We start from the raw sequence: 18,064 nt of genomic DNA on the forward strand, positions 1-18,064 counted from the left end.
GCGTCACCGGTAACGGTGGGATGTGAAGCTCCGGAGACAATGTACTTCGAAGGAAGGTGCCCTTGGCGACAAGGCGCCGCCGCTGCTGGCTCCAGAACGGCATGAAGGCTAGGAAATTCCGTATGCGCTACGTAGATGAATTGTCGTATAACCATCGTCACTGCTGAAAAGCCAAAGGTGCTGCTAGGCTCTAGCCAAAATGGCAAATGGCCAGTTGCGCTCCTTAAGTCTGAGCACACGTCGCCAGAGCGCCACCGGGGGAAAGACAAGCGCAAACCGGATACGCCCAAGTCGTTGCTTGGTGGGCAGAAACGGGATCGTGGCAAGCCCAATTGTCCGCCGGCGCCAAGCGTGGCTACGGCAGGTGACCCGCAAGGGAAGCGGTTGGGCAAGTGGGTATGAGAACGCGGAAAAGGCGAATGGCGGGCAGTATTAGCTCGCATAGGGGTTCAAGATTTGCCCCGACCTGAAAGGGTGCCGACTTCCGCGTGGTGCAGTTGTCATGGGTCCACTTTGAGATTCACTGAGGGGAAGCTTGTGAGAGACCGGCATCTCTGCGGTTCAGCACCCTTCGTCCCAGCGATGGGGCGGATCGATTGTGTGACGCTTGCGAAGTACTTGCGCAGTCTGGCGGGACCGGCGTCAGTGCGACGCTTAACGCTGTGCTCGAGCCGCATGCGGGGAAAGCTCGCATATACGGTTCTTCGGGGACTTCGTTGCCGGGAGGGAACGGGGCTACCCTCATAATCGATTGGTCGCCGGGTTAAGTCCGGCCAGGCCCACCACCCCATGGCAGCACGAACTGACCAACGCGACTCCAACAAGCAGTACTTCACTAGATACATCGTCACATGAAAAGTCCCACCATTCGCGAGCTGCAGAAGCAGCTCGGTCAGCTGACCTTGCTTGTCGAAGAAACCAAGCAGCAGGAAAAGCAGGCCAAACTCAAGCAGATCGCACAAGACGTCAAGGAATACGGTATCACCGAGATTGAACTGCTACGCGCCGCAGGGTTCATTCAGGCCAAGCGACAGAAAGCTCCAGCCAAGTACTACGATCCGAACTCCGGAAAGTCATGGTCCGGAAAAGGCGCCCGGCCAAAATGGCTGGAGGACAAAAACCTCGACGACTATCTCATTCGAGAGGCACCCAAGCCTTGGTGGCCGGAACGGACCTGACCGATCATCCGATCTTGACGATCGACATGTAGCCCTGCAACGCGAACGGCGTCTGATTCCGCGAGCCGAGCACGTTCGCAAACCTCATACAAAGCGAACTTCCGCTTCCCCACCTCGCCTGCACAGGTCACGCGTAACGAACCGAGAACGCCGGAAATCGAAGCGCTGCCACAGCGATGATCGTGATCCAAACCAATTTACAAGACGCCCGCCACTGCGTTTCAACGGTCACCCACCCTCGAACGGACAGATTGCCGCCTTCGCTATTCGAGCCAGTCGCCGCTTCGCAATTGCGACACCAGAGGACACTTGCAACCATCAAAGATAGTCAATTCGGATGTCGGGACGAACTGCGCCGTCAACGCGGAGGTCGACGCAACGTTTATCTACGGGCGAGGGGCGAAGTGTTTGCCTCTGCGAACACAGTTCGGATACGCTGATGAAAAAAACACTCTTGCTCTCCTGCGCCTTCGCGGCAGCCGCCGGACTTTCGGCCACCGCTCATGCAACTAATATCGGCATCAACATCGGTGTGCCAACACCTGTCGTGACCGCGCCGACGATCACCGTTCCCGCGCCCGTCCAAGTTGTCACGCCAGGTTGGTACGGTGACCGCTATTACGACGGCCATCGCTATTGGACGCGTGGCCAGTGGAACGAGCGTTCGGGTCATGATCACCACGATGGCGAAGGCCGCCATCACTGCCCGCCTGGACACGCAAAGAAAGGCGAGTGTTGAGTCACCGATTGCCTGACGCTAGGGCACCGGCGGCATTCGCAGCCGCGGTATGGCCGGATCAAGGCGCGCACCTGGCGATCGCACAAGGTTCGCAGGGCATGACGATTACCACGCACGCGTGCGAACGCCTGCAACGCACCACATCGGAACAGATTGCGATCTTAGGGGTGGTCCCGGGAGTCAAAGTCAATATTCAGTTCAACAACCGACCGGAGTTCCGTAGCCTGCCGTCGACCTGGATCGACGCGGAAGTCTTCTAATCGATGATCACATCAATGACGTGCCGCGGAATCGCGGCGATTACCCTGCAGTCGTTCACTTGTTCGGCAAATTAGAAGCAGTCAAATTATGCTGATCGCCTCGTCGCGATCGCGTCCCAACATCCAACCAGATTCCATGCGGAAAGTCCTCGCCTGCGGGCTAATGGCACGCGCCACACACGCCCTTGCCTCCAACTCCTGCCCACAGTTCGACCCGAAAGGAAAATCGCCGGTCGTTGTCAATCCCCGGATAGCGGCGACGACACGCCACCTGTGCTATTCGGATTTCGAAGTATTGCACTCGAGCATCACGCACGGACCGCTTTGGTCGGCCGAACACCTCACCCGTTCGCATCTGGCGGCAGCGAAGAACGAAATCCGCACGAACCGATTCTTTGAAGAGCCGCGGTTGCCCAACGGAGATGGCGCGCGACTCACTGATTATCGCAAAAGTGGTTACGATCGCGGACATATGAGTCCGGCCGGTGATCGCTGGAATGATCGAGCAATGGCCGAATCGTTTACGCTGGCGAACATGGTGCCCCAGAATCCGACGAACAACCGTCACCTCTGGGCGCACATCGAGGAAGCGGTTCGCCGGATCGGTCTGCGCGCGGCGGACACTTATGTCGTCACGGGACCGCTGTTCAAGGGCGCTGAACTGACGACGATCGGCAAAAGCGGAGTCGTCGTGCCCACGCAGCTCTTCAAGGTCGTCTACATTCCCCAGAAGCGGCTCGCGTTCGCAGTCGTCGCGAACAACACCGCGACCAAACGCTACACGATCGCGACCGTACATGAGCTCGAAACGCAAAGCGGCCTGCGATTCCCCGGTATTCCAGAATCGCTGAAAGACACACGCATCGGAGGTCTGAATGGAGTTTAAGGCGTTTGCAGACGACTCGACCGTCGTGAATATTCACGGCGACTCGTTCACCGTTACCAACGATCCTGGGCGCGTCGTTTTGTCGGGAACATTGGAACTGACGCGCGATAAGGCAGGCCTCGCTGCCGCACTTGTACTGCAGCAGACCATCGCGGGCATCCTCGACGTGCTGCAGCATGATCCGGCGTTACCTGAACACGTCCGCGATGAACCCGCTGCACCGACGGGCAAGATCAAAAATCCGTTCGAAGGGTAAGCCGCGGTGTCTTGGCGCGGGAAATGTCCGATTGCCCACGCCCCTGACGCATTTCGAGAATCATCACGCGGCTACCGAGCTGCTCTCGTTGGATGATGGGCCGCAGACTGTCAGCGTGTCCAGCGTAGTTCTCTGTAGATTGGACCGAGCGTTGCAACGCCGGCTTCCGCATCCACTTCGGAGGTCGGCGCCCCCTCGCAGGTTGTTCGTTTCCAACACCAACGCAGTGCCGGTCACCACCCAAAGGCCAGCCGCACGCGTGCGCGAGATCCCGGGATTAATGTCGGTCATATAGAACATCGCCATCGTGCATGGCGCCGCGAATAACAAATCGGCCGGAAGGAAGTTCAGCGTGCACCGACCCACCAAGTCCGGTCCAACCCTGCCAGCGGCGGCGCTGATCGCCTCATGTGTATCAAAACTCAGGCCCTGCAGCCTGAAGGCGATTTCACGGTCACCATCTCATCCGCGCCGAGGTAACTCGGCGCGGATGAAATCGCTGAAGTCAGCTCCACATTGCCGTCGAACCGAGGTACGCGGCAACGATGTGCCGCGCTCAATCCAAACGGGTACTCACTGCTTGATGATCTGCCCGTATGCAACGTAGCCATAATCGGCGGAGTGCAATACATACAGGATCGAGCGCTGGAACCCGTTGCTTCCATTAATGGGGACAAAGAGAATGGCAGCGTTACCGAAAACCGGAATACCTGCCGGCAATTTGCAACCAGTGGAAGCCGCCGCCGACAAGGTCATGTCGTACATGTTCTGATCGGAACCCGGCGTTGAAAGCCGCACCGTGCCACTCATGTTGCAGCCGCTCAGCGTGCCGCTGACCGTACCGTCAGACCCGACCGTAAACGAAGCCCCCGAGGTCGCCCACGTACCGGCCACACTCGCCTGCGTCACCGCCAATGCATTTTCCGCATTGTACTTCCACGTGAAATTCGAAGCCGTTCCGCCTCTGTTGAGACTTCCCGACAGCGTCTGCTTCGCGCTATAGGTCCCTGTGCTGTTACCGATCTTGGTGGTGAACCCGGTCATTACATTGAAGTTGATTCCCGAGCTGATCGACCATGCATTTCCAGTGACGGCCAGATTGGTGAAATCGGACGACATCGGGATCGATCCCGTCACGTTGAGTGTTGTCAGGTTGTTGTGCGGATCGACCAGCGCAATCGTCGTGTTCCGAGGCACTGCTGTCGAGACCGACCAAATACCTGTAGGATCGTTCGCCGACGCAGCTGTCGATCCAGCCTGAGGCGTTTGCAGGCTCGGCATGGCTTCGCCCACGGTTACGGGCTGTGACGACGCAACTGGTGCACTAGCCGGCTGTGCGACGACCGGCGTCGACGCGACAACAGGCGCACTGGCCGAGCTCACCGGGGTTGCTGGGGTTGCTGGATTCCCGGCGGTGGCAGACGTGCCGCCGGTTCCGCTGGAAGAACCGTCCCCCCCACCACCACATCCCGCCACGATGAAGCTTGAAATCACACCGGCAACCAGCAAACAGAGATAATTCTTTTTCATTGTCAACACGATTTATTAAGTTATGCAAATTTAATCACCGACTTCTTTTACAGCTCTCTTCCAGCATCGTCGCAACGAGTGCGCCTATCGAAGGAGATACGCGGGGCCGCAATTCCCTGACGGCAACGAGTGTCGGCTACTCAATCGAGCACGCGTGTCGCCCATGGACGTTTCCGCTCCCTTGCTGCTCTGCGCCTAGCTCACTCAGCCCTGGTGAGCTTCAAACTCCATCTTTCTCAATACGCCGCTCGCTACGTCAAAGTAGAACACTGCGCTTTTTGTCGTGCCGATCGGTACACCAACAAACACGATCCCGACTGCTGCCCGCTTGACATACTGATATGTCCAGATCTCGTAACTGCCGGCGATCGACTTGACCGATGGCGCACCAAGCTGCATCGCGACATCGTCTCGAGTGGCGGTACCGACCGCGAATTGCTTCTCCAGCGACTCCTGTGACGCATCTGCAATCTTCTGCACGCCTTCGCCTGGCCCCACGGACACCGCACAACCCGACAGAGCCGCTGCGACCAACAGGACGGAACTGATTCTCTGTAAGTAGTTCATCATTCGATCTCGATATAAAGGAGTACAACATCATCCGGCAGAGATTGCCGGTGACGCCACTTTCCTCAATGGATTGATAAAACGGTTTTCTCCTTCATCGAGATAGCCGGACTTCCTACTCACCTCCTTCTTATGAAGCCGCTTCCCTCTCAATACATGCTGCCTTCTGCTCCCCGCATCAGAGTGCAAGGCGGCATCTCGTTTCACGCTCGCCGTCGTAAGCCACGTCTCGCTATGTTTCGCAGAAGCGGCCAACGGAAACGCGATCAACATGGCAAAGAGATAGCTCACCGAGCAACGTCGGATCAGTGCATTCCGATTCATTTCCATACATTTCTAAACTACAGTAAGAAGCCTTTGCCTCGCACCTCGGGAGCCAGCGCGGAACCGATCACATCCAGACGCCTTCGACGCGACTACCTGTAATGGGTGATTGATTCGAGGAGATGGCAAACAGCGATAGTTTTTTCCAAGCATCGACATAGTCGGATTTCGGGACGTACTCGACGACTTCATCGAATCGACGCAAGATCGCTTCTATTCCGGGCAACCATTCCGCTTCAAGTCGCCAGTCGCTACCCTGCTCCGCCCTCTGGATGCACGTGCTCAATGCAGCCTCAACATTCAGAAAGAGTGACCGGTCGGGCGGCGAGCACGCCTTTCCGCTCATGAGGTGAGTCATGTAAAGCACGCGCAGCAGCGTGACCATCGTTTCCGGTGTGCCGTGCCCGGAACGCATCGCGGCCAGCGCCAAATGATTTTCGAGCGAGAGGCCGCGGGCAACACCGGCCGGCAACGGCAGCAGCATTTCCTTATTGCGCGGAATTCGTATTTGGCGTTTCTTCTTCATGCTTCCGTCCGGCCGCGTTCATCGACCAGAAAAAACGATCTCGGTTTCAGTGTGTTCGGTAACGGCGCGGTATCCATCCGATTGCTCCGATGCTCGGCGGACTCCCCGCGGGCGATCCTAAATATCAAAGCTGGGTCGATCGTGCCGAAAAAATGGCGGACAGCACCAGATGCAATACGCCCCACGTCAGAAGCAACGCACCTAGCAAACAGCACAGCTTCCATAGAATGTCGACGCGTCTTTTCCCCGAGCTTGCCCTGCTATGTCGACTGTGTGTCGGATGGTGACTTATCAGGTCCTTTACGTCTCCGATCCCCGTTCCGCTACGTCGTTGTTCACACATCGGATTCGCCTCCGCGCTGGAATACACACTCGAGTCCCGGCTGAATGCTGTCGCGCCATGCCAAGCGCAAGTCGGCAACGAGCCGCGTAACATCCTGAGCACAATTTCCGTCGAGACTCGCGTCGTGTATCGAAGATGCCGCGTAAGCCGTTTCACACGCCTCGTCCGCATTCGGATGAAACAGATACACGAAGGAGCCAGAGCTAGTCGATTTCCCGATCACATAGAACAGGAGCGTAGACGGCCAATCGCTAACCAGAAGGTCGACTTCATCATGGTTCGACAACCCGTCCGAACCGCTTCGCCCTCTAGTCACCCGATCGGAACCGCCGCCGCCTTCGGCCGATACGCCGGCCTCATGGGAACCACATGTCAATCGTCGACCTTGCCGCACGAACACGCTGTTGTACTGGTTCAACACGTGCTGGATCAGGGCGCCAAGCTCTTCATCGGGCACCGTATCCCCGACAGACCTCACTTCGATAAAAAATCCTGCCTTCCCGCCGCGCCACACGTACAAATCAGGGAAGCACCGCGTGCTTGCAGTGCGGTCGTTTATATCGGCATAACGGACCGTACATAGCCCAAATGAAGTCGACTCGACACCCTGCTCGAAGCCTGCCTGGTCTGCGTTCCAGCCGGCAGCAATGAAATGCGTGTCACAGATCGTCTTGGCGACCTCTTCAATCAACACGTATTTCCACCACAGATTCGCGTGCATTTTCGATTCCCGTGATTCCGTTAACCCGCATCCTCGACCGACATCGACGCCATCGCTGGTGCGCCGTCCCGGCGCGTCGGGACCACGGCGGCGGCATTCCGACCGCCGGATCAAGCGGAATCCCCAGACGAAGTATCGATAGGCTGTTCCGGTTCAATCAGGTAGTCGCTCGGATTCTTGCCTTGCAGCCACAGCGGCGTCCGGCCGCGGCCGCTCCATGTCGTTCCAGTTTCGGGGTTCCAGTACTTGGGTTTGATCTTGGCTCGTTTCGACGAGCCGTTCTCGTGCCCTGCCAGGATCAGGTTGAGGTCGACGCCGGACTCCCGAAGGACCTCTCGAATTTTCTCCGCCAGCAACGCTGCTTCCTGGGAGCGCGCCATCTCAAGTTCCGAATGAAGCATGTCGATCCGGGTCAGTATTTCCTTGTATTTGCTCATTGTGGTGCGCCTTCACGGTCTTGAACCGGCACAAACTCGATGCGACGGTTTGCGAAGCGTCCCATTGCTGTCAGGTCGCTTTCGACAGGCTTCGCGTCGCCATAACCCTTCGCGGTCAAAGTCTGCGAAGGCACGCCTGCAGCGATCAAATACGCACGAACCGCCTGCGCCCGCTTCTCGGAAAGCGCCAGATTCGCTTGACCATCGCCGCTGTTGTCAGAATGCGCGGCCACTTCCAGTGAAATCGGATGCTTCGCGGCATGACATGCGGCCAGCAGATTCGCCGACTCCTCGAGATTCGCTTTCGCTGCGGACGGCACGTGACCGCTTGATCGAGCGAAATCGATCACCTGTGCATTCAGCGCCTTCGAAACCGCGAGCGGATCGCAATTCGTTCCAAACGGCTCGAGACGGCTCAGTGCCTGGGCAAGCGCTTCACTGGACTGCGCCATCAGATGGACGGGGTCGAAAATTTCGATGCGATATTCACTTCCCAACACCGTTTCGAGGCTGGTCACGGATTTGCTTGCAGCCGGCGCCATAGGGGTCCATAGCTGAACGCGCGCGTTTTGCACGACGCCCTCAACACGCGGCGATTGCATCAGTCGAAGCCACGTATCAATTCGTCCCAGCCAGGCTGCCGGGGCAACGGTCGGGTCCACGACGAGATTCGACGTAAAGCGCCCGCTTCCAAACTGACGGTCAAGCGCGTCGCCGAGCGTCTGCTTTTCCGAATCGCTGTTGAGCACGGCCTCGACGATAGGCGCACCGGACGAGTCGACTTTGAACTCGAGCCTCGCGCTCTTCGGCGGCTCCAGCGGCATCTCTTTTCGCTGATCGACTGAAACGGCCTGCGCCGCGGAAGCAGCGCTTGCGGATTGCTGATTATGGTCGCCGACGCGCTGTTGAGCCACCGGTTGACTCAGCGGTATGGTCGATACCGTTCCGGCCGCGCCGTGGCGGACGTCGGCCAGGTGGATCGGAAGGTTGAAGTATCCAAAGTGCCATGCCGCCGCTCCGGCGGCCAGGATAACCGCCACCCCTGCAACCGCGACCCAAATGCGACGCGGCCTGAGCCGCTTTCCCCGTGCGCCATACGGTTCGAGCACCCTGCCGCCGGAATCTCGATCCTGGCCGCGCGATTGTCCGGCAAGCCGACGGGTTATGGCCTCCAGTCGTCCATTCACGACACCGGGAAACTCGGTGGCCAACGTCGATGCGGTCAATTGCGCGATCGCGTCCGTCATGTGCTTTTGCAACAACGGAACCTGGGATCGCAGAACGAGCAAGAAGTCTCTCAGCCCGCACTGCTCGAGCAGCAGGCACCGTTTGAGCGATCCGTAGAGCACTGCACCAGACAGGCCGACCAGGACGTGGGCAGCTTGTGGCGGTACTCCGGAAACGAGCCCGACATGGTCGCCATAGTCGGCAAGCCGACGCGCGGTTACTCGCGAAACCAGCCTGTCCGCCGCGGACTCGACGTCCTTCAAGCCTGCAGTACTGGTCACGCACGCTGGCAAACGCGTCCCGACGTGCACGTCCGCATCCTCCGACCGAACGATCGAGAAAATGCGCTCCGCGTCCTCGGTCGATGCGACGGACGCCACCAATGCGGCAAGCAGTACCGGCCCTGCGTATGTCGTCACGTGCCGCAGGATGTCTGCCGACAGGCCGATTCTTTGCGACAGCACATCAAGCAGCGCATCCGTGATGATGCCGCTTCCTGCCTGTATCAAATCAAAATTTTCCACCGCTCACCCCGCACATTGCACGCTGCGTTCCGTCATCAACCCGTCCAGCAGCACGTCATAGCGGGCGACGACTTCCGGATTCGTCGCGAGAAAACCACCGATCACCCAACGTTGCCTCATGCGGTACGCCTCCCAGTTATCGTCGTGATGCTGCAACACGTCGATCAGCTTCGCCGCACCCGCCTGCACATCGTTACCTGGATAGACGTAGCCAAGATCCGCACACAGTTGCGCGTTATGAACCAGCGGGAACCCGTTCCAGCACACGTCGAAATAGAAGTAGTTCAGCGCCAGGCCCCACTGATGCGACACCACCACATCGGTGTGCTCGGAAAGGAAGCTCGGCGTGTCGTGGCGCCCGACGAAGCTCACCTTCGACTGGCGAACCAGATCCAGGTATTGCGCCACGCCGATGAATTCGGGGGAAAGACGCGCAAGGTGCTCGGCATTGGTAACATGCACGTACTCGATCGCATCCGGTACCTTCCTGAACGCCTCCTCCGCGATCAGCAGCGGGTACAGGCAAAACTTCAGCACGTCGATGTTCGGCTCCATGACGGTCAGACGCTTTGCTGCCCCGCGCGGACGATACTGGCCCTCGAACGGCAGATCCCGCGTTCGCATCTCGAGACACATCGGATCCCACACAAACGGAACTTCCACCACGGGCATTCGCCGGAGTGAACCAAGAAAGGCCGCACTGGTTTCCATCACCTGCGGAATGACCCACACTGCGTCATATCCCTGATTGATGAAAACGGAATCGCACATTCTTCGGCCAAAGATCATCGCCTCGATCATCTGCACGTATTCCGGCCCGCAGCAGTAGCTCACCACCTTGGCCCCGCGCTCCTTCAGGTAGCGCGTCTGGTCTTCGCTGATCTGGCCGCCCAGCTCGATGAGGACGTCGACCGAATCCTTTGCGTCGTGAAACGAACGCGTCGGAAACAGACGCTTGTCCCACGGCAGTTCTCCGGTCACGTCAACGTCGGTCGTGTTGACGAGCATCACCTCATGCCGACGCCTTGATTGCTGAAACAACTTCGCGAGATACAGCGCGTTCTGCTTGATGCCGTTCACCCACAGGCTCTCTGCGCTGTCATGCATCCCGATCGTGATGCCGATGCGAATTCCTCGTTTCGTCATGTTTTTCTCCGTGGTCCCGCTCACACTTGCCGATAAACGGCCACCGCCACTCAAAATGCCACCGCGCGGGCCTGCGTCGGCCGGCACAGGTGCAGCACTCGTTGCGCATAAGCCGCGCGATTGCCGGCGTTGTGCGGGCTCAATCGGGCGAACAGCGCACGCGCACGTCGCATGTATCCGTCATGGCCGGCGTCGTGTTCGTACGCGGCAAAGAGCAACATCGCCGCGCCGTCGTTGATGTTGGAACCCTCGTAAAAGTAGCCAGCCTCCTGCAGCCACGGCGAGTTGTGAAGGAGCGGATAGCCGCCGTAAAGCGCGTCCAGGTACAGGTAGTTCTGATCGTTGCCCCATTGGTGACTGATCACCGCGTCCGCATGCTGGCTCATGTACCCCACGAAATCATGCCGTGCATAGAACTGCACTTTCTGCTTTTCGTGAAGCTTGAGCGAGCGTGTCAGAAACGTGAACGTCGGGTGCTCTGCCATGTGAGCGCTATTCAGGATGTTCAGGTGCTCGACAGCGCGCGAATCCTTTCGGAAGGCCTCGTCGCAAATAAGCGCAGGCACGGCAAAGCATTTGACCACCGAGATATTCGGTTCGAGGATCGCCACCCTCAGCCCTTGCGACAGGCTTCCGTCAGGCTGACTGGGCCGACGCACATAGCCGAAGGTGTGGCCGTTCTGTTCGACCTGCTTTGCGCGCGCATCCAGAAACACCGGATGCCACAGATACGGCACCTCGAATACCGGGCACCGGTGCAACGATCTGAGCATCGGAATGAAGGCGCGATCCTTCTCGAGCACCCAGATTTCGTCGCAACGCTCGGCTCTCGAAAAGAAGCCGCGCCGCTCGAAAATGGTAGGTTCGATCAAGCCGACATACGGCTGACCACAGCACATGAAGACGACTTTCTTGCCCAGTGCACGAATGTAGTCGACCCACTCGAGATCGAGCCCGCCGCTCATCTCGATGACCATATCGACCAGATCTGTCGCCTCACGCGCGGCCATCAACGGAAAGCCATGCGCCAGCGCCTCGGCTTCGTGCGGCACACTGGTGCGATCGCCGCAGTTGATCAGCACCACCTGAGAAACCGACGGAAGCGACCTCAGCAGTTCCGCTAGAAAAAACACGTTTTGTCCGAGGCCGTTTTCCCAGATGCTCTGGCCTTCGTGCGTCAGTACCGAAATTCCCACCCGCATTGTTCTACCCCTATCTGGTTGGCGACTCACGCCTCTTGTTCGAGCGCATTGAAGTTGGCCGCCTGTTATTCGAATCGCTTCTCGCCGTCGCTACCGCACCGCCTCTTCGGGTTCGGTCCTTCGCTTGTCGCCCCGCACGACAAAAAGGGGACCGCGGCACGTCGGCCGCGGCCCTGCAAAAAGCCACGCCATTCCAGTAAGTGAGGGGCACCACTGGGCGGGTGACGTGGCCGTGATAGACAGCTACGCGTTTATGTAGAACCCTCTCGTTGAATCACGCGAACAGTGCTTCGAGTTCCGCTGAGTAGATCCGAACGTTCTCGTCCGATTCAGGATCCAGCGTCGCGAGAAATTTTCGTGTCTCGTGCCGATACGCATCGAGATTGGCATCGTGTTCGGCAAATGCGCGTCGCAGAGCGAGCGCACCCTCCTCGCAATCGAAGTCCGCGTAGCGATACCCGCATCCACCGATGAAACCCGAGTTGTGGATCAGCGGATAGCCACCATGCAATGCTTCGTAATACACGTAGTTCTGACCGTTTTCCCAGTGATGCGCGATCACCGCATCGGCCTGGCGGTTCATGATCTGATACACGGGGATACGGGGCTCGAACGTTCCGATACCGTGGCGTACGAGGTCGAGACTTCGCGCGAAGCCGACAAATACCTGCTCCTCCTTGATGCTCATCGCGTTGAACACGCGAAGCACTTCAATGAAGTTCGGGTCGTGGCGATGAGCGACGTCGGCCACCAGCATCGGAATGTGGCAGGTCTTCACCATGCAGATGTTCGGTTCGAGGATCGCGAGTCTCCAGCGCGAACGTCCAGGCTGGTAGGCAAATGGAAGGTCCGATCCGCCAGCCTGGATCGAACGTTCGAGCAACGCCGCGCTCCACAGATGGGGCATCGCCCTTACCGGCGCGCGCATCGTCGCACCGTAGTAGTCCGCGCAGCTCTCTTCGAATGCCGGCAATGTCCATACGGCGCTGTACGGCGTGCCGGATACGAGCGTCCCATGCGGCTTGCCGAACATCATTCGTTCGATATCGATCACATAGTCGTTCGCCACGCGCATGCCGATGATGTGCCCGCCCTTCTCCCTGAATGCCTGCGCCCAGACGACATCGAGTTGTGCGCTCAGCTCGATCATCACGTCGAGTTTTTCCCGAGCGGTATTGAGATCGATGACCGATGCCGGCGCGAGCGCAAGAAAGTCGCCGGCGTCTTCCGGCCGTCCCGGCCCACCATTCACCAGAAATACCTCTCCCACTACCGGTGACCGCCTCAACAGCATCACCAGAAAGAAGCAGTTCTGGAAAATTCCGTTTTCCCAGATCGACTGGGCACCTTCACGCAAGTAGATCGTCACACCGATCTTCAACTTCCGACCTTCATTCATTGTTCTGCTCCTGGTCGCGCCCGCACACGACAGTTTTTTAAGTTTTGATACGTCTGCCCCACCGGTCAAAAAGGTCGTGGCACTCCTGGCACCCGAGGCCACGACAAACGGGGGAAACAGTTTTCTTGCGATCGGGGCGCACCATGACGCCCCGATCGCGTTGCTACATGCTTACCACTGGTACGAAACGCCGGCCCCCGCGGCAACGCCCGCCGACGTCAGGCCAACACCGGCCTTCATCTTCAGGTTCTGCGTGATGCGAGCCGTTACGCCGAGCGCCGATGCGGCATAGCCGTGATACGTCGCCGCGCCGATGCCGACCGCGATCGTCTTGCCGACGTCGACGTCCGGAATCATCGTCAGGGCGGTAGCAGCGGCCACCCCCGAGTAGGCGTCACGAGCCACCTGGTTGACGCTCGACTGAACGCGCCAGATCTGGTTCATGTTCGCCGCGTCGGTGCCGTTCACACCTTCAGCCACGTTGGTCAGACGACGCTCGTTGCCCACCGATCCGATCGACACCGTGTTCGCCTCGTTCGCGACGGAGCCTGCGCCCAGCGCGACCGAATTGGGTGCCGATGCAACCGAGTTGGCACCCAGCGCCGTCGCGGCGGAACCCGACGCATTCGCGTTCTTGCCCAACGCCGTGGCGTCGGTGCCTGAAGCGGATGCACCCATGCCGACTGCCGTCGCGCCTTGCCCCGTAGCGCTCGCGCCCGTACCGTACGAAGTCGCACCGACCGTGTTCGCCTTTGCGGTGACTGCTACCAGCGGCGCAAGTGCGGTCGACAACGCGTTGAGGTTGTTGTCGGTCGTGGAAAGGCCGGTGGACAGCGATGCCACGTTGCTGTTCGTCGTCGACAGACCAGTCGACAGCGAGGCCACGTTGCTGTTCGTGGAAGACAGGCCGGTGGACAGCGACGCCACGTTGCTGTTCGTCGACGACAGTGCCGTCGACAGCGATGTCACGCCGCTTTGCACGCCGTTGATAGCCGTCGAGGTCGACGTCGACAGCGAGCTGAGCTGGCTGTAGTTCACCGCGTCCGTCGGATTCACACCTGCTGCAACGTTGGTGAGCCTCACGGGCGTGGTTGCCCCCACCCCGCCCAGCGTGATCGTGCTGTGCGTCGAGTCGTCATACTGGACCGAGTTGGCTGCGCTGTTCGACAGCGTGCTGATGGCGCTCGACGTCGACGTCGACAGCGAGGTCAGGTTGCTGTTCGTCGTCGACAGACCTGTCGACAGGGAACCCACACCGCTTTGTGCCGTGCTGATACCCGTCGAGGCGGACGTCGACAGCGAACTCACGTTGCTGTTCGTCGTCGACAGACCGGTCGACAGCGAATCCACACCGCTTTGTGCCGTGCTGATACCCGTCGAAGCCGAGGTCGACAGCGAAGTCACGGTGCTGTTCGTCGTCGACAGACCGGTCGACAGCGACGCCACACCGCTCTGTGCCGTGCTGATGCCCGTCGAGGCAGACGTCGACAGCGAGCTCACGTTGCTGTTCGTGGTCGACAGACCGGTCGACAGCGAGTCCACACCGCTTTGCGCCGTGCTGATCCCCGTCGAAGCAGACGTCGACAGCGAGCTCACGTTGCTGTTCGTCGTCGACAGACCGGTCGACAGCGAATCCACGCCGCTTTGTGCCGTGCTGATACCCGTCGAGGCGGACGTTGACAGCGAGCCCACGTTGCTGTTCGTCGTCGACAAACCGGTCGACAATGAGGCGACGTTGCTGTCCGTCGAAGACAGTGCCGTCGACAGCGATGTCACGCCGCTTTGCGCGGTGCTGATCCCCGTCGAAGCCGACGTCGACAACGAATACAGCTGCCCGCCGTTGGCGGCGTCGGTGCTGGTCGCGCTCACTGCACCCGGGGCGACGTTGATGATGCGGCGCTGCTGCGACGCACTGCCGACCGAGAACACATTGGCCTGGCCGCCGTCGGACGAATTTGCGCCGATTGCGACACTGTTCGTGCCCGTCGTCGCTGCGTTCAGGCCGATCGCGATATCGCCCGTCTGCGGCGCCGCGGAGGTGCCTGCCGCGGCCCCATCGCCAAGCGCGATGGCGGACTGACCATACGCGGATGCATTGTTGCCGATCGCAACGGCGCCTTGCCCGAATGCGGTGTTCGTATTGCCGAGCGCAACCGCACCGCCCGTGCCGCCATATTGCGTGGCGTCAGCCGTGTTGTTGTTACCGCCCGCGTACGCACCCGTGCCGGTGGCCGTGTTCGGATCGCCGATGGCTACGGCGCCTACACCGTTGGCAACGTTGCCGTGGCCGATCGAGACCGCCCCGGCCCCCGGTGCGCTGGCATTGGTACCGAATGCAACCGAATCGGCGCCCGTCGCGCTAGCGCCATTGCCTCCTGCGATCGCGTTCGTGCCCGTTGCCGTCGTCGTCACGGTCTGCGGGTCGTACTGGCTACGCACCACGCCACCCTGGCCTTGCTGCATGTTGACGATCGACGTCGACAGCGTGCTGATTCCGGTCGAAGCGGAGGTCGACAGCGAGCTGAGCTGGCTGTAGTTCACCGCGTCCGTCGGATTCACGCCTGCTGCAACGTTGGTCAACGTCACCGGCGTCGTTGCACCCGCCCCGCCCAGCGTGACCTTGCTATGCGTCGGGTCGTCATACTGGACCGAGTTCGAGGCACTGTTCGACAGCGTGCTGATGGCGCTCGACGTCGACGTCGAGAGCGAAGTCAGGTTGCTGTTCGTCGTGGACAGACCCGTCGACAGGGAACCAACACTGCTGTTGGTCGTCGAGAGGCCAGTGGACAGCGAATCCACGCCGCTTTGCGCCGTGCTGATACCCGTCGAGGCCGACGTCGACAGCGAAGTCACGTTGCTATTCGTCGTCGACAGACCGGTCGACAGCGAATCCACACCGCTTTGTGCCGTGCTGATACCCGTCGAGGCCGAGGTCGACAGCGAGCCCACGTTGCTGTTCGTCGTCGACAGACCCGTCGACAACGAATCCACACCGCTTTGCGCCGTGCTGATACCGGTCGAAGCCGACGTCGACAGCGAGCCCACGTTGCTGTTCGTCGTCGACAGACCGGTCGACAACGAGTCCACACCGCTTTGCGCCGTGCTGATGCCGGTCGAAGCCGACGTCGACAGCGAGCTGAGCTGGCTGTAGTTCACCGCGTCCGTCGGATTCACACCTGCTGCAACGTTGGTCAACGTCACCGGCGTCGTCGCACCCGCCCCGCCCAGCGTGACCTTGCTATGCGTCGCGTCGTCGTACTGGACCGAGTTCGCGGCACTGTTCGACAGCGAGCTGATAGCGCTCGACGTCGACGTCGACAGCGAGCTGATAGCGCTCGACGTCGACGTCGACAGCGAGGTCAGATTGCTGTTCGTCGTGGACAGACCCGTCGACAGGGAACCAACACTGCTGTTCGTCGTCGAGAGGCCAGTGGACAGCGAATCCACACCGCTTTGCGCCGTGCTGATACCCGTCGAAGCAGACGTCGACAGCGAGCTCACGTTGCTGTTCGTCGTCGACAGACCCGTCGACAGCGAATCCACACCGCTTTGTGCCGTGCTGATACCTGTCGAGGCAGACGTCGACAGCGAGCCCACGTTGCTGTTCGTCGTCGACAGACCCGTCGACAGCGAATCCACTCCACTTTGTGTCGTGCTGATGCCCGTCGAGGCCGACGTCGACAGCGAGCCCACGTTGCTGTTCGTGGTCGAGAGGCCAGTGGACAGCGAATCCACACCGCTTTGTGCCGTGCTGATGCCCGTCGAAGCCGACGTCGACAGCGAGGTCACGTTGCTGTTCGTCGTCGACAGACCGGTCGACAACGAGTCCACACCGCTTTGTGCCGTGCTGATGCCCGTCGAAGCCGACGTCGACAGCGAGCCCACGTTGCTGTTCGTGGTCGACAGACCGGTCGACAGCGAATCCACACCGCTTTGTGCCGTGCTGATACCCGTCGAAGCCGACGTCGACAGCGAGCTCACATTGCTGTTCGTGGTCGACAGACCCGTGGACAGCGAATCCACGCCGCTTTGTGCCGTGCTGATGCCGGTCGAAGCCGAGGTCGACAGCGAGCTCACGTTGCTGTTCGTCGTCGACAGACCCGTCGACAACGAATCCACACCGCTTTGCGCCGTGCTGATACCCGTCGAAGCCGACGTCGACAGCGAGCCCACGTTGCTGTTCGTGGTCGACAGACCGGTCGACAACGAGTCCACACCGCTTTGCGCCGTGCTGATGCCGGTCGAAGCCGACGTCGACAGCGAGCTGAGCTGGCTGTAGTTCACCGCGTCCGTCGGATTCACACCTGCTGCAACGTTGGTCAACGTCACCGGCGTCGTCGCACCCGCCCCGCCCAGCGTGACCTTGCTATGCGTCGCGTCGTCGTACTGGACCGAGTTCGCGGCACTGTTCGACAGCGAGCTGATAGCGCTCGACGTCGACGTCGACAGCGAGGTCAGATTGCTGTTCGTCGTGGACAGACCCGTCGACAGGGAACCAACACTGCTGTTCGTCGTCGAGAGGCCAGTGGACAGCGAATCCACACCGCTTTGCGCCGTGCTGATACCCGTCGAAGCAGACGTCGACAGCGAGCTCACGTTGCTGTTCGTCGTCGACAGACCCGTCGACAGCGAATCCACACCGCTTTGTGCCGTGCTGATACCTGTCGAGGCAGACGTCGACAGCGAGCCCACGTTGCTGTTCGTGGTCGAGAGGCCAGTGGACAGCGAATCCACACCGCTTTGTGCCGTGCTGATGCCCGTCGAAGCCGACGTCGACAGCGAGGTCACGTTGCTGTTCG

The 18,064-nt window shown here is 59.9% G+C and carries 21 protein-coding genes; 11 read left to right on the forward strand and 10 right to left on the reverse strand.

Annotation, left to right across the window (positions count from 1 at the left end):
* Positions 1–851 precede the first annotated feature (851 nt).
* From G3O06_RS15920 to G3O06_RS15940, 5 genes are all read left to right on the forward strand, one after another.
* The gene (locus tag G3O06_RS15920; RefSeq protein WP_205816704.1) at positions 852–1,178 is read left to right on the forward strand and encodes an H-NS histone family protein; all 327 of its coding nucleotides are present in this window, start codon (positions 852–854) and stop codon (positions 1,176–1,178) included.
* Positions 1,179–1,617: 439 nt separating this feature from the next.
* Positions 1,618–1,917: a hypothetical protein gene (locus G3O06_RS15925; protein ID WP_205816705.1), complete on the forward strand. Its 300-nt coding sequence runs from the start codon at positions 1,618–1,620 to the stop codon at positions 1,915–1,917.
* A gap of 98 nt (positions 1,918–2,015) precedes the next feature.
* Positions 2,016–2,177: a hypothetical protein gene (locus tag G3O06_RS15930; protein WP_205816706.1), complete on the forward strand. Its 162-nt coding sequence runs from the start codon at positions 2,016–2,018 to the stop codon at positions 2,175–2,177.
* Between the two features lie 136 nt (positions 2,178–2,313).
* Positions 2,314–3,063: a DNA/RNA non-specific endonuclease gene (locus G3O06_RS15935; protein ID WP_205816707.1), complete on the forward strand. Its 750-nt coding sequence runs from the start codon at positions 2,314–2,316 to the stop codon at positions 3,061–3,063.
* On the forward strand, positions 3,053–3,319 hold the full coding sequence (locus G3O06_RS15940; RefSeq protein ID WP_205816708.1) for a hypothetical protein: 267 nt from the start codon (positions 3,053–3,055) through the stop codon (positions 3,317–3,319). Before G3O06_RS15935 ends, G3O06_RS15940 begins: the two co-directional genes overlap by 11 nt.
* A 573-nt stretch (positions 3,320–3,892) precedes the next feature.
* On the opposite strand, the gene G3O06_RS15945 is transcribed toward G3O06_RS15940, so the two are convergent.
* From G3O06_RS15945 to G3O06_RS49700, 10 genes are all read right to left on the reverse strand, one after another.
* Positions 3,893–4,849 (reverse strand): hypothetical protein, encoded by a 957-nt coding sequence (locus tag G3O06_RS15945; protein ID WP_205816709.1) that lies wholly within the window; start codon positions 4,847–4,849, stop codon positions 3,893–3,895.
* Positions 4,850–5,053: 204 nt separating this feature from the next.
* On the reverse strand, positions 5,054–5,419 hold the full coding sequence (locus G3O06_RS15950) for a hypothetical protein (protein WP_205816710.1): 366 nt from the start codon (positions 5,417–5,419) through the stop codon (positions 5,054–5,056).
* A 388-nt stretch (positions 5,420–5,807) separates the two neighbouring features.
* Entirely contained in the window at positions 5,808–6,266 is a 459-nt protein-coding gene (locus tag G3O06_RS15955) for a hypothetical protein (RefSeq protein ID WP_241020053.1), read from the reverse strand.
* A gap of 335 nt (positions 6,267–6,601) precedes the next feature.
* Positions 6,602–7,330 carry a hypothetical protein gene (locus tag G3O06_RS15960; RefSeq protein WP_205816711.1) on the reverse strand — a complete coding sequence of 243 codons (729 nt, stop codon included), beginning with the start codon at positions 7,328–7,330 and terminating at the stop codon, positions 6,602–6,604.
* 110 nt (positions 7,331–7,440) lie between these two features.
* Positions 7,441–7,767, reverse strand: coding sequence for an H-NS histone family protein (locus G3O06_RS15965; protein ID WP_205816712.1), 327 nt, complete (start codon positions 7,765–7,767; stop codon positions 7,441–7,443).
* Positions 7,764–9,518 carry an OmpA family protein gene (locus G3O06_RS15970; protein WP_205816713.1) on the reverse strand — a complete coding sequence of 585 codons (1,755 nt, stop codon included), beginning with the start codon at positions 9,516–9,518 and terminating at the stop codon, positions 7,764–7,766. The genes G3O06_RS15965 and G3O06_RS15970 overlap by 4 nt, the downstream gene beginning before the upstream one ends.
* 3 nt (positions 9,519–9,521) lie before the next feature.
* Positions 9,522–10,664: a DUF2827 domain-containing protein gene (locus tag G3O06_RS15975; RefSeq protein WP_205816714.1), complete on the reverse strand. Its 1,143-nt coding sequence runs from the start codon at positions 10,662–10,664 to the stop codon at positions 9,522–9,524.
* A 50-nt stretch (positions 10,665–10,714) separates the two neighbouring features.
* Complete coding sequence (locus tag G3O06_RS15980) at positions 10,715–11,866, reverse strand: DUF2827 family protein (protein ID WP_205816715.1); 1,152 nt, start codon at positions 11,864–11,866, stop codon at positions 10,715–10,717.
* Between the two features lie 274 nt (positions 11,867–12,140).
* Positions 12,141–13,265, reverse strand: coding sequence for a DUF2827 domain-containing protein (locus tag G3O06_RS15985; protein ID WP_205816719.1), 1,125 nt, complete (start codon positions 13,263–13,265; stop codon positions 12,141–12,143).
* Between the two features lie 171 nt (positions 13,266–13,436).
* Positions 13,437–14,108: a YadA-like family protein gene (locus tag G3O06_RS49700; protein WP_346779530.1), complete on the reverse strand. Its 672-nt coding sequence runs from the start codon at positions 14,106–14,108 to the stop codon at positions 13,437–13,439.
* Between G3O06_RS49700 and G3O06_RS49705 the strand changes: the two genes are divergently transcribed.
* The 6 genes from G3O06_RS49705 to G3O06_RS49730 form a co-directional block, all read left to right on the forward strand.
* Entirely contained in the window at positions 14,092–14,298 is a 207-nt protein-coding gene (locus tag G3O06_RS49705; RefSeq protein WP_277403725.1) for a hypothetical protein, read from the forward strand. The genes G3O06_RS49700 and G3O06_RS49705 overlap by 17 nt on opposite strands.
* Positions 14,299–14,352: 54 nt before the next feature.
* Positions 14,353–15,345, forward strand: a complete 993-nt coding sequence (locus tag G3O06_RS49710) for a hypothetical protein (protein WP_277403726.1) — start codon at positions 14,353–14,355, stop codon at positions 15,343–15,345.
* Between the two features lie 168 nt (positions 15,346–15,513).
* Positions 15,514–15,801, forward strand: a complete 288-nt coding sequence (locus tag G3O06_RS49715; protein WP_277403727.1) for a hypothetical protein — start codon at positions 15,514–15,516, stop codon at positions 15,799–15,801.
* 78 nt (positions 15,802–15,879) lie between these two features.
* The gene (locus G3O06_RS49720; protein ID WP_277403728.1) at positions 15,880–16,416 is read left to right on the forward strand and encodes a hypothetical protein; all 537 of its coding nucleotides are present in this window, start codon (positions 15,880–15,882) and stop codon (positions 16,414–16,416) included.
* Positions 16,417–16,494: 78 nt separating this feature from the next.
* Positions 16,495–17,544: a hypothetical protein gene (locus tag G3O06_RS49725; RefSeq protein WP_277403729.1), complete on the forward strand. Its 1,050-nt coding sequence runs from the start codon at positions 16,495–16,497 to the stop codon at positions 17,542–17,544.
* Positions 17,545–17,622: 78 nt separating this feature from the next.
* A partial coding sequence (locus G3O06_RS49730; protein WP_277403730.1) for a hypothetical protein occupies positions 17,623–18,064 on the forward strand: 442 nt, incomplete at its 3' end.

The sequence above is a fragment of the Burkholderia sp. Ac-20345 genome, assembly GCF_017104825.1.
In the GTDB taxonomy this organism is placed as follows: domain Bacteria; phylum Pseudomonadota; class Gammaproteobacteria; order Burkholderiales; family Burkholderiaceae; genus Burkholderia; species Burkholderia lata_B.

What these genes read in the sequence shown, in the direction of transcription:
- G3O06_RS15920 (WP_205816704.1), top strand. Translation starts at nt 852, where the DNA reads ATGAAAAGTCCCACCATTCGCGAGCTGCAGAAGCAGCTCGGTCAGCTG.
- G3O06_RS15925 (WP_205816705.1), top strand. Translation starts at nt 1,618, where the DNA reads ATGAAAAAAACACTCTTGCTCTCCTGCGCCTTCGCGGCAGCCGCCGGA.
- G3O06_RS15930 (WP_205816706.1), top strand. Translation starts at nt 2,016, where the DNA reads ATGACGATTACCACGCACGCGTGCGAACGCCTGCAACGCACCACATCG.
- G3O06_RS15935 (WP_205816707.1), top strand. Translation starts at nt 2,314, where the DNA reads ATGCGGAAAGTCCTCGCCTGCGGGCTAATGGCACGCGCCACACACGCC.
- G3O06_RS15940 (WP_205816708.1), top strand. Translation starts at nt 3,053, where the DNA reads ATGGAGTTTAAGGCGTTTGCAGACGACTCGACCGTCGTGAATATTCAC.
- G3O06_RS15945 (WP_205816709.1), bottom strand. Translation starts at nt 4,849, where the DNA reads ATGAAAAAGAATTATCTCTGTTTGCTGGTTGCCGGTGTGATTTCAAGC.
- G3O06_RS15950 (WP_205816710.1), bottom strand. Translation starts at nt 5,419, where the DNA reads ATGATGAACTACTTACAGAGAATCAGTTCCGTCCTGTTGGTCGCAGCG.
- G3O06_RS15955 (WP_241020053.1), bottom strand. Translation starts at nt 6,266, where the DNA reads ATGAAGAAGAAACGCCAAATACGAATTCCGCGCAATAAGGAAATGCTG.
- G3O06_RS15960 (WP_205816711.1), bottom strand. Translation starts at nt 7,330, where the DNA reads ATGCACGCGAATCTGTGGTGGAAATACGTGTTGATTGAAGAGGTCGCC.
- G3O06_RS15965 (WP_205816712.1), bottom strand. Translation starts at nt 7,767, where the DNA reads ATGAGCAAATACAAGGAAATACTGACCCGGATCGACATGCTTCATTCG.
- G3O06_RS15975 (WP_205816714.1), bottom strand. Translation starts at nt 10,664, where the DNA reads ATGACGAAACGAGGAATTCGCATCGGCATCACGATCGGGATGCATGAC.
- G3O06_RS15980 (WP_205816715.1), bottom strand. Translation starts at nt 11,866, where the DNA reads ATGCGGGTGGGAATTTCGGTACTGACGCACGAAGGCCAGAGCATCTGG.
- G3O06_RS15985 (WP_205816719.1), bottom strand. Translation starts at nt 13,265, where the DNA reads ATGAATGAAGGTCGGAAGTTGAAGATCGGTGTGACGATCTACTTGCGT.
- G3O06_RS49715 (WP_277403727.1), top strand. Translation starts at nt 15,514, where the DNA reads ATGGCTACGGCGCCTACACCGTTGGCAACGTTGCCGTGGCCGATCGAG.